The 14,901-nt window shown below is 37.5% G+C and carries 11 protein-coding genes; 10 read left to right on the top strand and 1 reads right to left on the bottom strand.

Annotated elements, in window-relative coordinates:
- Nucleotides 1-7 precede the first annotated feature (7 nt).
- From hsdR to BKD12_RS02240, 8 genes are all read left to right on the top strand, one after another.
- Nucleotides 8-2,350 (top strand): EcoAI/FtnUII family type I restriction enzme subunit R, encoded by a 2,343-nt coding sequence (gene hsdR / locus BKD12_RS02275; RefSeq protein WP_094078721.1) that lies wholly within the window; start codon nt 8-10, stop codon nt 2,348-2,350.
- Nucleotides 2,351-2,863 carry a hypothetical protein gene (locus BKD12_RS02270; protein ID WP_070087709.1) on the top strand — a complete coding sequence of 171 codons (513 nt, stop codon included), beginning with the start codon at nt 2,351-2,353 and terminating at the stop codon, nt 2,861-2,863.
- 18 nt (nt 2,864-2,881) lie between these two features.
- On the top strand, nt 2,882-4,360 hold the full coding sequence (locus BKD12_RS02265) for a type I restriction-modification system subunit M (RefSeq protein ID WP_070087708.1): 1,479 nt from the start codon (nt 2,882-2,884) through the stop codon (nt 4,358-4,360).
- Nucleotides 4,357-5,823: a restriction endonuclease subunit S gene (locus tag BKD12_RS02260; RefSeq protein WP_070087707.1), complete on the top strand. Its 1,467-nt coding sequence runs from the start codon at nt 4,357-4,359 to the stop codon at nt 5,821-5,823. The genes BKD12_RS02265 and BKD12_RS02260 overlap by 4 nt, the downstream gene beginning before the upstream one ends.
- A 21-nt stretch (nt 5,824-5,844) precedes the next feature.
- The gene (locus BKD12_RS02255) at nt 5,845-6,081 is read left to right on the top strand and encodes a hypothetical protein (RefSeq protein WP_070087706.1); all 237 of its coding nucleotides are present in this window, start codon (nt 5,845-5,847) and stop codon (nt 6,079-6,081) included.
- 100 nt (nt 6,082-6,181) lie between these two features.
- Nucleotides 6,182-8,062, top strand: a complete 1,881-nt coding sequence (locus tag BKD12_RS02250; protein WP_070087705.1) for an ATP-dependent nuclease — start codon at nt 6,182-6,184, stop codon at nt 8,060-8,062.
- Nucleotides 8,063-8,065: 3 nt separating this feature from the next.
- Nucleotides 8,066-9,952, top strand: a complete 1,887-nt coding sequence (locus BKD12_RS02245; RefSeq protein WP_070087704.1) for a UvrD-helicase domain-containing protein — start codon at nt 8,066-8,068, stop codon at nt 9,950-9,952.
- Between the two features lie 15 nt (nt 9,953-9,967).
- Nucleotides 9,968-11,434 (top strand): RNA-binding domain-containing protein, encoded by a 1,467-nt coding sequence (locus tag BKD12_RS02240; RefSeq protein WP_070087703.1) that lies wholly within the window; start codon nt 9,968-9,970, stop codon nt 11,432-11,434.
- A gap of 150 nt (nt 11,435-11,584) precedes the next feature.
- Here BKD12_RS02240 and BKD12_RS02235 read toward each other — a convergent pair whose 3' ends face one another.
- Nucleotides 11,585-12,160, bottom strand: coding sequence for a helix-turn-helix domain-containing protein (locus BKD12_RS02235; RefSeq protein WP_070087702.1), 576 nt, complete (start codon nt 12,158-12,160; stop codon nt 11,585-11,587).
- Nucleotides 12,161-12,579: 419 nt separating this feature from the next.
- On the opposite strand from BKD12_RS02235, the gene BKD12_RS16810 reads away from it, so the two are divergent.
- The gene (locus BKD12_RS16810) at nt 12,580-12,744 is read left to right on the top strand and encodes a hypothetical protein (RefSeq protein ID WP_176730905.1); all 165 of its coding nucleotides are present in this window, start codon (nt 12,580-12,582) and stop codon (nt 12,742-12,744) included.
- Nucleotides 12,745-12,894: 150 nt separating this feature from the next.
- Complete coding sequence (locus BKD12_RS02230) at nt 12,895-14,589, top strand: recombinase family protein (protein ID WP_242872683.1); 1,695 nt, start codon at nt 12,895-12,897, stop codon at nt 14,587-14,589.
- The last annotated feature ends 312 nt before the right edge of the window (nt 14,590-14,901 follow it).

Here is a 14,901-nt window from a genome sequence, read left to right as displayed (position 1 = left end):
AATATATGTGGGTACGATTATATCGAAAAAACAGATGAGTGAAGAGGATATTAAACTCCAGTATATTACTCCTGCCATTACTTCGAAATGGAACCGTGAAAAGATTACCATGGAAACCCGCATTACAGATGGAAAGATTAATCTGAAAGGAAACTTTGTTTTCCGAGAGAAGCCAAAACGTGCAGATTATATTCTTTTTCTCAGTGCAAACAATCCAATTGCGATTGTAGAAGCAAAAGATAATACCCATAGTATTTCTCATGGTTTACAGCAGGCAATTGCTTATGCAAGGATACTTGATCTTCCTTTTGCCTATAGTTCCAATGGAGATGGATTTGCAGAGCATGATTTCCTTACGGGTCAGGAACGAGAGTTTGGTCTGGATGAGTTTCCGACAGAACAGGAACTTATTGAACGCTATAAGAAGGAGTCTGGTATTACACCGCAACAGGAAGTTGTTATTGAACAGCCTTATTATTCCAGTCAGAATACCTATCCGCCACGTTATTATCAAAGAATTGCCATAAACCGTACTGTTGATGCCATTGCAAGGGGGCAACAGCGCCTTTTGTTGGTCATGGCGACAGGTACAGGGAAAACTTACACGGCTTTTCAGATTGTATACAGGATGCTTCAAAGCGGATTAAAACGGAAGATTTTATATCTTGCTGATCGTAATATCCTGGTGGATCAATCGATTCAGCAAGATTTTGCACCATTGGAAAAAGTGATCCATAAAATCAATGTGGCAAAGGATGACAAAAGTACCATTACTTCTCATGAAGTATATTTTTCACTGTATCAGCAGCTGGTTGGTGACGATGATAAAGAACATTTCAGTGAATTGTTTTTGCCGGATTTCTTTGACCTGATTATTGTGGATGAATGCCATAGGGGATCCGCGAAAGAAGAAAGCCGGTGGCGCAGAATTTTGGAGTATTTCAAGTCCGCAACGCAAATTGGTATGACAGCTACTCCAAAGGAAACCAAGTATATTTCTAATCTTAGCTATTTTGGAGAGCCTATTTATACATATAGTTTGAAAGAAGGAATAGAGGATGGATTCCTTGCTCCTTTTAAAGTCATCAATATTATGACAGATATTGGTGAGGGGTGGCGTCCGCGTAAAGGCCAGCGCGATATCAATGGTATGGAAATACCGGATCGTATTTATACGAATAGTGATTACGATTACAATATTATTATAGAAGATCGTATTCAGCAGGTGGCGGAGGAAATTACAAAATATTTGAAGAGTACTGACCGTATGGCCAAAACTATTGTGTTTTGTGCTACAGAGGATGCTGCTTTACGTATGCGTAATGCACTTGTAAACCTCAATCAGGATATGATGAAACAGAATCCGGATTATGTGGTACGCATTACGGGCGGCGATGACTATGGAAAAAGTAAACTGAAATATTTTATTTCGGTTGCAGAGCCCTACCCGGTTATTGCAACAACTTCAAAACTGCTTTCCACGGGTGCGGATTGTAAGATGACCAAGCTGATTGTGTTGGATGAAATGATTGGATCTATGACGGAGTTTAAACAAATTATCGGACGAGGAACACGTTTACGGGAAAAAGAAGGTAAGACTCATTTTGTGGTTATGGATTTTCGAAATGTGACACGTTTGTTTGCAGATCCTGACTGGGATGGCCCGATTGAGATGGATGAAAACTACCATCCGAAAGATCCAAATGGTTATGGAAAAGCAGATCCTGTTCAGCCGGGAGTGATAAAAGAGCCTCCGGCATCTTATGGTACACAGAAACCTATTGTAGACAGGAATGGCTGTAAAGTGCAGATTATCCATAAGACAGTATCTGTTTATGATACGAACGGTAAACTGCTCCGACAGGAAAGTATTGTAGATTATACCAAAGAGAATATTCAGGGAGAGTATGCTTCTCTGGATAACTTTATCCGTCAATGGTCAGCACACGAGAAAAAGGAAGAAATCCGAGATTTGCTCCATGACCGTGGTATCGATCTGGAACTTTTAAAAGCGGATCAGAATATGAGCGATGTAGATGATTTTGACTTTATTTGCCATGTGGCTTTTGATAAAAAACCTTTAACTCGTAAGGAGAGAGCCAATAATGTGAAAAAGCGGGATTTCTTTAGCAAATACAGTGGTGTAGCTCGAGAAGTCCTGGAAGCTTTGTTGGATAAATATATGAACACAGGTATTTACGAGATTGAAAAAACAGAAATACTTAAGCTGGATCCATTTTTTAAACTCGGAAAACCTGCCAAGATCGCTGGATATTTTGGAGGTAAGCAGGGGTATCTAAAAGCGGTAAAAGAATTGGAAAAAGCAATTTATGAGGAAGTAGTGAGTTAAATGAAAGCAATAAGTTCATGGCATGTTGGCGTTGCCGCAGAGGCATTTGCGGCAGCACTATTTGCAAGATTAGGATATGATGTATCTGTACAATATGGTGCAAATCAGCCGGAGTATGATTTAATAGCCGTTTCTGGCGATAAAATGTTAAAAATTTCTGTAAAGGGAAGTCAGGATGGCGGCTGGGGATTGACTCAAAGTTATAAAAAAGGTTGTGACTATCAGGAAGCAATCCAAAAGTGGTTGAGTAATCATCATAAAAAAACAATATTTTGTCTGGTTCAGTTTAAAGGAACCGAGGATCACGAGATGCCGCGGATGTATCTTGCATCCCCGGTGGAGATCGCAGAAGTATTAAAAAAATCTGCAGGTGGTCGGGGTGAAACCATCCTTTATGAATATCACGAGTGGGGGCCGCGTGCTGTCGGTCGAGGAACGATAGATCGAGTTCCGGATGAATGGCGATTTACGGCAGAACGGGCAAAAGATATGTTTGAAACATATGGACAATAAGAAGGATAAGGATTATTTATGAGTAATTTAACAGGATTTGTAAAGAGACTTCGTGACATTATGCGTAACGATGCAGGCATTAACGGTGATGCCCAGCGTATCGAGCAGATCGCATGGATGCTCTTTTTGAAAGTATATGATGCAAAAGAACAGGAGTGGGAATTTAGTGATGATAATTATCAGTCTATTATTCCGGAAGAATGTCGCTGGCAGAACTGGGCACAGGATGATAAATCGGGAACAGCTCTTACTGGTGATAAACTATTGAATTTTGTGAATAATACGTTGTTTCCTACTTTGAAAAATCTGCAGGTAGACGCCTCTACCCCTATTAATAAGGCAATTGTGCAGACGATTTTTGCTGATGCCAATAATTATATGAAAGATGGAATTCTGCTCCGTCAGGTCATTAATGTAATTGACGAACTGGATTTTAATGACTATGAAGAAAGCCATGCATTTGGCGATATTTATGAAAGTATTCTGAAAGAATTGCAGAGTGCAGGTTCAGCAGGTGAATTTTATACACCTCGTGCGGTAACGGACTTTATGGCACAGGTAATCAAGCCTCAGATTGGAGAAACCATGGCAGATTTTGCCTGTGGTACCGGTGGGTTTATCGTTAGCTGGCTGAAAGAATTACAAAAGCTGGTTCGTACTACGGAGGATGAAGAGGCATACTCAAATTCTATCTATGGAATCGAGAAAAAGCAGTTCCCGTATATGCTGTGCATCACCAACTTATTATTGCATGGATTGGATGTGCCTCGGGTGTTTCACAGTAACACTTTGCTCCATGATGTACTGGATTATACAGAAGAAGATAAGGTGGATGTGATTCTGATGAATCCTCCGTATGGTGGAAGTGAAAAAGCGGATGTGAAGAATCACTTTCCAACAGATCTTGCAAGCTCAGAAACGGCAGATTTGTTTATGTCGGTTATAATGTATCGCTTGAAAAAGAACGGACGGGCAGCGGTGATTTTACCAGATGGTTTTCTGTTTGGTACAGATAATGCTAAGATCAATATTAAAAGGAAACTACTGCGAGAGTTTAATTTACACACCGTTATTCGTTTGCCAGGGAGTGTATTTTCTCCATATACATCTATCACTACGAACATTCTGTTTTTTGACAATACGCATCCAACGGAAAAGACTTGGTTTTATCGTCTGGATATGCCAGAAGGGTACAAGCATTTTTCAAAAACAAAACCTATGAAACTGGAACATTTTCAGCCGGTTCTGGACTGGTGGGAAAATAGACAGGAAATCGCAGAAGATGGATTTGATAAAGCAAAGAAATTCAGTGTTCAACAGCTTACAGAGGAGCTTGGATACAATTTAGATCAGTGTGGTTTTCCTCATGAGGAAGAAGAAATACTGGAGCCGATGGAGTTAATTCGACGTTACGAGGAACAAAGAGCTTCTCTTAATGCAGAAATTGATCAGGTACTGGAAGAAATCACTTCTCTGTTAGGAGGAGCAATAGAATGACACCACAGGAATTGAAAAATAGTATTTTGCAGCTGGCTATTCAGGGTAAATTGGTGGAACAACGACCGGAAGAAGGAACGGCAGAGGAACTTTTTCTTCGAATTCAAGAGGAAAAACAGCGACTGATCGCTGAAAAGAAAATCAAAAAGGAAAAGCCCCTGCCCGAAATCACCGAGGACGAAAAACCCTTTGATATTCCGGAGAGTTGGAAGTGGGTAAGGTTTGGAACTGTAATATCATTAGTGTCAGGAACAGATTTTAAACCAGAAGAGTATAACGATCAAGGGCGCGGCACAGTCTATATTACAGGTGCAAGCAATTTGTCAGAAAATGGTGTTATAATATCTCGATGGACAGAAACACCGCGCAATTTTGCGTATCGAGGTGATATTTTGCTCGTTTGTAAGGGATCTGGCTATGGTAAAACAGTGTTTTGTGATGTAGATGAAGTTCATATTGCCCGTCAGATTATGGCAATAAAGCAAATGAACTCGTTAAACATGAGTTTTACTCGGTATTTCTTGCAAGCCAATTTAATTTACCTAAAAGCCAAAGGTCAAGGAGTAATTCCGGGGATTGATAGAGCAAGCGTTTTGAATGTGCCATTTCCCCTTCCGCCCCTTGTCGAGCAAAAGCGCATTGTTGCCAAAATTGAAGAGCTGTTGCCCTACATTGACCGCTATGAGCAGGCATGGAGCAAGTTGGAAAAATTCAATAGCCGTTTTCCAGAAGATATGAAAAGGTCACTTTTGCAGTATGCTATTCAGGGAAAGTTGGTGGAACAACGCTCCGAAGAAGGAACAGCGGAGGAACTTTTTGAACAAATTCAGAAGGAAAAACATAGGCTGATTAAAGAAAAGAAGATCAAAAAGGAAAAGCCTCTTCCAGAAATTACTGATGATGAAAAGCCTTTTGATATTCCAGAGAGTTGGAAATGGGTAAGGATACAGGACATATCTTGGTTTATAGATGCAGGTAAAAGTCCCAAATGCAATAAACAACCTGTATGTGATAAAGAGTGGGGAGTAATAACTACTACAGCAATTCAAAAGGGATTCTTTGATGAAAAACAAAATAAGGTACTTCCACAAGATTTTGTTATCAATCCTTTGATGCAAGTGCATATAGGAGATATTTTAATTACGAGAGCAGGTCCAACCAATCGTACAGGTGTTGCATGTTTGGTCAAAAAAATTAAGCATAACTTGATTCTTTCTGATAAAACATTGCGTATTAATATGACTAATGATTTTGTATATAAAAATTATATTGTCATGGCTATAAATTCTCCTCCTATTCGATCACTAATTATTGATTTAATGTCTGGAATGGATAAGCAACAAGTAAATATTTCTCAAAATAAATATAAGACATTACTTATTCCTCTCCCACCTCTTGCCGAACAAAGACGTATCGTCGAAAAGTTAGAACTGTTGCTGCCACTGTGTGAACGATTAAAATAAATTTTAGAAAAAGGTGTAGTAATGATAGAATTCAATAATCTAAAAAATAGTTATATATCTGCAATCCAATGGGGAATGTTGGCAAAAGAAAGTTCTTATTCGTTAAAACAAGGAAATGAAATTCTGCATAAATTCTGCGAGAATCTTGTGGATAATAGTAATCAGAGTGAAATGAAAAAATTGGAAATGAAACGGGAGTTAGAAATACTAAAAGAACTGTTGTCCAAAGAGATAGAAAAGAATTATGATAAAGGATGATCTTTAGAAAATGGCAATCATGGATACCACATTGTACTAAACAATATTTAAGTCCAATGGATTAATTTGGTATATTTCATATACGATACGGGGGCGAATTATGTATATTTCTACTGTTATAGTTGAAAATGTTAGAGCTTTTAAGGAAAAGACAATATTTCATTTTAATCCAGGAGTAACTGTACTTATTGGAGAAAATGATTGTGGAAAATCAACTGTTATAGATGCAATTCGGTATGTATTAGGAACAACAGATCAGACGTGGCAACGTGTGGAACTGTCCGATTATTATCAAGAAAATACGCAGAATGAAATACATATTACAGTGGTATTCTCTGATCTTACGATTCAAGAAAAAGCTGCTTTTATGGAGTGCTTAACATATACAAAAAGTGAAGAAATTTTAATACTTAATTGGACTGCCAAGTATATGACGAATGTAAAGCCACATAGGACGTTTGTGAGTATAAACTGTGGCAGGAATGGCGATGTATCTGCACCATCAGCAGAAGCTCGTGAATTGCTGCGAGTAACGTATTTAAAACCATTAAGAGATGCACAAGCACAAATGAGATCTGGAAGGAGTTCTCGCTTAGCTCAAATATTAAGTAGTGTACCAGATTTGAATACAGGTGAAAGAGAATATAGGGAAGGAATTGATATCAACAAATTATCGCTTGCTGGCATTTTTGATTTGTCTAATCATTTGCTTGCTAACCATGAAAAGATAAAGGGGGTAAATCAAGGAATTAGCGATATTTTGAATGCTGAATTGATGTTAAGTAGTGATGCTGTACAAACTGAAATTACAGTTTCTGGAGATGGTAATACGGATGAGAAAAAAATACATTCTTTGTTAGAAAAATTAGATTTGAATATTCAGAGGGATTCTGAATCGAATTATGGCCATGTAGGGCTAGGAACAAGTAATTTGATGAGTATGGCTTGTGAGATGTTGCTGAATCAGGATGATAAGGAATTAAGTACATTTATGCTTATTGAAGAACCAGAGGCGCACATCCATGCCCAAAGACAATTAAAACTCATTCAATCTATGCAAAACAAAGGGAAAAATCAACAGATAATATTGACAACCCATTCTCCACTATTGGCTTCAGTAGTGGAACTTAATAATTTACTTTTGATTCAAAATCGAAAAGCATTCTCTATGAGAGCAGGAGAAACACTTTTGGATGCTTCAGATTATAAGTATTTGGAGCGCTATTTAGATGCTACGAAAGCAAATCTTTTTTTCGCAAGGGGTGTGATTATTGTAGAAGGTCCAGGAGAAGCACTGCTACTGCCAACACTTGCAAATTTATTGCACAGAAATTTGACAGACTATGGAGTATCTATTGTTGATGTTAAGAGCACAGGACTTAGAAGATATGCAAGGATTTTCCAGAGAAAAAATGGGGATGAGATAAACATTCCTGTATCATGTATTACAGATAGAGATGTAATGCCGGATTGTGCGCCTGCCATTTGTATTGATGAAACATATGACAAAGAAGAGAATTGGCCAAAGAAAAATCGTAAATGGAAAGTGGAATCTGAGATAACAGATAAAGAGAAGTATATACATGAGATTGAAGAAAAAGCAAATGGGCAGAAAGTCAAAACATTTATTCCAGAACAGTGGACGTTAGAATATGAGATGGCTGCAAATGGATTAGGTGAAGAAATGCTGGAGACAATTGCAACTTTACGTGCAGCAGAGTTAAAGAGTAAGAAAAACGAGGAATTGTTAAAAGACTATAAAGAAAAATATAATGAATATGATAGCAAAGAAGCAAAAGCATCATATATTTACTCATTTTTTTCGCATAAGCTTGTATCTAAGGCAGAGTTTGCTCAGCAATTTGGGCTCGATTTGGAATGCAAATTTAAGGAAAAACCAGTTGAAGATATAGTGAAAATATTACCAAATTATTTAGTAAAAGCGATAGAATATGTGACAGCTGATATAGAAGGAATCTAGGGTATGGATAAAGAAATGTTCGAAATTCAAATCACAGATGAGGATATTGAATGGGTCAAAACAATAATGCCAGATATTCAACTGGACGAGTGTAGAATCCGGATTTTAAAGAATATGGAATCGGTAGATATTCATGCATGTCCGGGAAGTGGAAAAACTACGATCTTAGTGGCTAAATTGGCAATATTATCTCGAAGATGGAAATGGTCAAACCGTGGAATCTGTGTATTGTCTCACACGAATGTTGCACGGGAAGAAATAGAAGAACGTTTAGGAAGTTTGAGCGTTGGAAAAAGATTATTATCTTACCCGCATTTTATAGGGACAATTCAATCATTTTTTGATACATTTTTTGCAATGCCTTTTTTGAGGAGTTGTGGATGTCCTGTAAATATTGTTGATACAGATTATGTGGTTGAGCGGAGATGGGGTAACATATGGACAAAAACATGGTTAGAGGCACACGGAAAAGATAAGTATGTGTGTGATCCGCTGGAGTTACCTTATAAATTAGATGTTAAATTGGGTGAAGAGACAACTACCTATAAGAATGTAGTAAAATCTATTACGGAATCAAGACGTAGAGGGGAATTTACTTTCAATGAAATGGAACTGTATGCAACAAGAGGACTAGAATGCAAAGCAATACTTTCAAAACTAATTCAGATGAGATTTCCTATTATTTTTATAGATGAGGCTCAGGATACAAAAAGACAAATATGGGAATTATTTGATAAAATTTATGAAAAGCCATTCTATAATAGTTTTTATCAGGCGTATGGAGATAGCAATCAGGCAATTTTTAATTCATATGAAAAAATGGAAGATGTGAAGCATTTCCCAAGAGCAAATGCGTTACAAATGTTAAACAGTAAAAGATTTGTTCCTGAAATAGCGAAATTGGCCAATGGTGTTGCCTTGAATGAAAGCAAAATGATAGGAGAGTGCTTACCTTTTACCAAAAGGGATATAAAACATACGATTTTTTTATTTGAAGAGGGAGCAGAAAGTGTTGTTATAGATAAGTTTGCAGATTTGATCTTTGAAAGTTTTACACACAAGGAATTAGTAAAGTATAGAAAATATGGCTGCCATGTATTAGGAATGGTTCATAAATCAGAGAACACAATGGGTGTGAGTAATTATTTTGCAGATTATAATCCTGAAGCAAAGAAACAAATGCCAAATAAGTTGATTGATTATTTTTGGATTGCTGAGGAACAGATGAGACAAAAAGGAGAATTTTCCATAAAGGTAGAGTACATAGCTAAAGGAATTTACAAATTAATGAGAAAGTATCCTTTGAAAGAAATTAATAGATCTTCTTCGGCATTTAATTCTATTCTTAAAACAGTGCAGCCGGAAAACAGAAAAAAAATAAGAACTGGGCTGTTGGAAATTATGCATATGGACTGGAAAACCCAAAATGAATGGGAAATTATTATTACTAAAATTTTAGAGCTTTTATCAGAATATATTAAAAAAATTGAAGCGAGAAATGATGAATTCCTGCAATGGAATGGCAGTGAGAAAACAGAAGAATATGAGAATAACAACAGCTTAGTAAATACAAAAGAATATGAAAATACTTCGGGTGATAAAATAAGCTTAAAATTTGGAAGTATACATTCGTCAAAGGGAAGAACACATTTAGCAACTTTGGTTGTAGAAACAAAATATTATGAATATAATCTTACATCTATATTACCATGGCTATCGGGGAAATCAAAAAAATTAGGGGTGAGAAATACAAAAAGGCTCAAATGTCATTACGTAGCGATGACACGTGCAAAAGGGTTGCTTTGCTTAGCGATACCCAGTAAAAATGTATCTGTTCAAGATCGGAGAGAATTAGAAAAATTTGGATGGAAGCTGGAAATGGTAAAATGAGAAAGGAAATGATTTATGGCAACACGGTCAATTGAATACCTGCAAAGTCTTGTACGGGAACTTGCAAAGCTACCGGATGAGACGGAGTGGATAGAGTTTAAATGCAATAATAAACAACCACAAATGATTGGTGAATATATTTCTGCCCTCAGCAATTCGGCTGCACTATGCGAACGGCCAAAAGCGTATTTGATTTGGGGCATAGATGATGAGACACATAAAATTGTGGGAACTGAATTTCAGTATCGAAAAATGAAAAAAGGAAATGAGGAATTAGAAGCGTGGCTTTCCAGAATGCTTTCGCCAAGGATTAACTTTCGCTTTTTTGAGGTTCCTATGGATGAAGGAATAGTTGTTATATTGGAGATTCCATGTGCTGAGAAACAACCGGTTCAATTTTCAGGAGTAGAATATATACGAATTGGAACAAATAAGAAGAATTTGAAAGAATATCCTGATAAAGAACGGGAATTATGGAGGACTTTTGATTGCACACCATATGAATTAAGAATTGCAATGGGAAGTTTAGATGAGGATGAGATGATATCATTACTGGATTATTCTAGGTATTATGATAAACTCGAAATGCCAATTCCAAGAAACAGGGATAAAGTATTGGAAGACTTACAGCATGAAAAATTTATAAAAAGAAACGATGCCGGGACATGGGATATTACTAATATGGGTGCTTTGATGATTGCAAAAGATTTGAAGAAATTCGAATCTTTGCATAGAAGATCTGTTCGAGTTATTTGGTACAAAGAAAATTCCAGGCTGGATGCAATTAGGGAAAAGGAATTTTGTACCGGTTATGCATTTTCACATGAAGAAATAGTCCAATACATTATGACAATTATTCCACAGGAAGAGGTGATAGTAGAAGCTACCAGAAAATCCGTTGTCAGTTTTCCAGAGATTGCGATTCGTGAAATGCTAGCTAATGCAATGATTCATCAGGATCTTCAACAACGAGGGACAAATCCTATGGTTGAAGTATTTAAGAACAGAATTGAGTTTTCGAATGCCGGAGCACCTTTGGTAGCAATTGAAAGAATTGTTGATTCTGTTCCTATATCCCGAAATGAAAATATTGCTGGATTTATGCATAAATGTGGTATATGCGAAGAACGTGGTAGTGGCTACGATAAGATAGTTGAGTCTACAGGTAAAAATGAGTTGCTTGCTCCCAGAATTGAAAATCAGAATAATCAATTTACAAAAGCAGTATTGTTTGCAAAGGTACCCTTTGAGTTAACTACAAAGGAAGATCGTATGAGGACATGCTATATGCAGGCATGTTTGGCATATGTCAATTTTGAAGGAATTTCAAATGCTGATATACGTAAGATTTTTGGATTAGGGGAAAAAGAAAAGTCAAAAGCTTCAAGAATTATTGCTAATGCTGTTGACAGTGGTTATATTAAGGTAATGGATCCTGATACAGCACCTAGATACAAAAAATATATTCCTTATTGGGCATAATCTAAGTTCTGCTAAGTTTTGTTTGAGTATTTGTGTGTGTAGTGATTTTGAAAAAAATGATACAAAAAAGCACTGAAAAACTAATATTTTAGGATTTTCAGTGCTTTTTAACGCCATAATGGTTAAATACATAATAATTTTTAAGTTCTGCTAAGTTTCGCTAAGTTCTGCAGAAAAATTTTTCCACTGCTTCATCGGTTCATGTTTCCCACAATCATCACAGGTCTGCGGCCAGTTGATTTTCCATTCAAAATACTCGTCTTGTGTAATTTTACCGGATTTGAGTTCTTCTTTCCGGATTACCCATTCTTTCATAAAATCATTAACAAGCCCATAATTAATCCATAATCCCACAGGTGGATGTGCAGGCCAGCTATCGTTATCGTGATAACGGACAGCGGTATCTTCGGAAGAATTGCATTTTTCTCCGGGATAAGTTTCCATGTGGAATAAGTTGATTGCAGACGGATTGAATTCGTCTATCCAGAACAGAAGCTCCATGAATTCGGTAGCATCCATTGTTGTGGTATCATATAGTGTCCATGGATTTACATCCAGGATTTTAGCCATTTCTGTCACCAGTTCTTTTTTGGGAACCCGGTAATTGGTTTCGTATTGAGCAAGACGATTCGCCCCTTTTTCACCCCACCCAAGGGCTGCACCAAGTTCAGCCTGTGTCATTTTCCGGAATGTCCGGATTTTTTTTATTTTATCTCCAATCGTCATATCAGATCCCTGCTTTCTTATTGATATTAATATTTTAACCTCATAATGCGATTTTGTAAACAGAAACATTCGCTAAAAAGCGAATAACAAGCTTGACATTAACAGAAAAGCGAAATATAATGACAGTATAATATGATTCGCATAAAAGCGAATGTTTGGACTTTGAAAATGAAATGAGCTGTATGATCTGCCAACACAGATGCCACGACCCTGTAGTATTTTATATTCAGGCGAGCGTTGAAGATACTCCGGCAACGGCTGGTATGCCTTAGAGGAAGCTGCCAGTTTTCAGATTCAGATCTGATAGAGGTCAGTTGTAACACTGACAGCAGATAGTACAAATGGAAGCCAAAATAAGTGCAAGATTTTTAATCGAAGGGAGTGATGCCGAAAAATCATGAGGAAAGGGGGGAGAAGAAATGAGGAAAGAACTGGAGTATGTAAAGAAAATAGCTTTGCTTGCAAAGTTATTCCGTTTGGAACTTCTGACAGAAAAAGAATATGAAAGAATCGGACGGAAGCTGATGGACAGTTATCTGATTGCAGGGGAACGCAGCGATGATCCAAGGAAGGAAATCGCATAAAAAGTAGAAAGTTGAGAAAGACAATGGAAGACACAGTAATGCAACATTCGTTCACATTTATTATTTTAGATAAAATCATATTGCAAAATAAGAAACAAGCCAGATGGAAAAGAAGAAAAATGTGGCAGGTAAAAGAAATGGAGGTAGTTTATGGGTATGAGACAAGTTGAGATTTTAGAAGCAACGAAAACAACAACAAATAGTGTGGGAAGACGAAGTATGGGGATACCGGTTCAGCGTATCCGTGTTGCGGCATACTGCCGTGTGTCTACGGACGGAGATGAACAGCTTGGCAGCTTTGTATCTCAGAAATCTTATTATGAAGAAAAAATACGTCAAAATAAGGAATGGGTGCTGGCAGGCATTTTTGCAGATGAAGCAATCACTGGAACGAAAGTGGACAAACGGGAAGGATTTCAGGAAATGATAAGGGAGTGTCAGAATGGGAAAATTGATATGATCCTTACAAAATCTATTTCCCGGTTTTCCAGAAATACACAGGATACGTTGAAATATGTGCGGATGCTCCGTGACCGGAATATAGCCGTTATATTTGAAAAAGAAAATATTAATACACTGGACATGAATGGTGAAATGCTCCTTACCATTCTTAGTTCTCTTTCACAGGGAGAAGTAGAATCTCTTTCGGAGAATGTGAAGATGGGATTACGAATGAAAATGAAGCGGGGCGAACTGATTGGATTCAATGGATGCTTGGGGTATGATTACGACAGGGAGACTAAAACAATTACTGTGAACGAGCAGGAAGCTGAAACGGTACGTTTTATTTATGATTTGTATCTGCAGGGATATGGTACCTCAAGTATTGCAAGAAGGTTGATGGAATTAGGAATCAAAAATAAGCGTGGAACTGTAGAGTGGCATACGCATGGTGTGATGGGCATTATCAAAAATGAGAAATATAAGGGAGATGTTCTTCTTGGTAAAACATTTACGGTTGATCCCATATCGAAGAGACGGCTTGCCAATATGGGGGAAGAGGAGCGGTATTATATCAGGGACCACCATGAACCAATTGTTTCAAGAGAAATCTGGGATAAAGCAGAACAAATACGTCTGAAGCGCGTAAGACCAAGGTTGATGGAGACAACCGGGAACAGAGAACGATACACCAGACAATTTACGTTCAGCAGTATGCTGGAGTGTGGGTATTGCGGTCATAAACTTTCCCGCAGAACAAGACACCAGACGACCACAACGAAAAAACCAGTCTGGCAGTGTATGAATGCAACCAAGAATGGAATCAGTAATTGTCCGAATTGTAAAGCGATTGATGAAGTAATTATTGAAAATGCATTTCTGGATGCATTCCGGTTACTGGCAGATAACTTTGATGATGTTCTGGATTCCGTATTGAGTACCATTGAAGATGTATTGAAAGATGATACTGAATTAAAACGGGTAAAACAGCTGGAGAAGGATATAGCCAGTATTGAAACGAAAAAAAGCAGGTTAACAGATTTATTGATTGATGGTAAAATAGAGCAGGAAGACTATGATGAAAAGAAGCTGAGTTTTCAGCGGAAACTTCATCAGATGACGGAAGAAAAGACTTATCTGGAAGAAAATATCGGACAGCAGAAGAATATAAGCAAGCGTATGGAACAGCTTCGGAAGACACTGGAAAACGAAGATATCCTGGATGAATTTGACCGTATCGTGTTTGAAAGCATCGTGGAAAAGGTAATTGTCGGCGGCTATGATGAAAACGGCAATCATTCTCCATATAAACTGACTTTTGTTCTGAAATGTAATCAGAACTTGAAAGTAGACGATGCAAAAGCAGACTATAAAGCAAATCAGAAAGGGAAAAAGGTGTCATAATGGAGCTGGAAAATAAAGATATTTTGGAAAGAAATGTATCAGAAAAAATGTGTTCATCAGGCAGTAATGAGGCTGGGGAAATATGTTCCCCAGGGACTGCCGACACATGTCGAGACAGTGGTGCTGTTGTCACGAAAGGATTGTTTTTGCAAATAATATTTATATAGAAGGGAGAGAGCAAAATGATTTTGGGAATCGGAGAAGCTCCATGCAAGGTTTGAGGATACTGCATGGGGCGATGTGGCTGAAATAGAGCCCAAATCCTCGGACTTTGCAATTTGATGAATCAAAAAATAAATCAAAGGAGCAAAG

Source organism: Merdimonas faecis (genome assembly GCF_001754075.1).
Lineage (GTDB): Bacteria > Bacillota > Clostridia > Lachnospirales > Lachnospiraceae > Merdimonas > Merdimonas faecis.
This window is presented reverse-complemented; position numbering and strand designations above follow the sequence as displayed.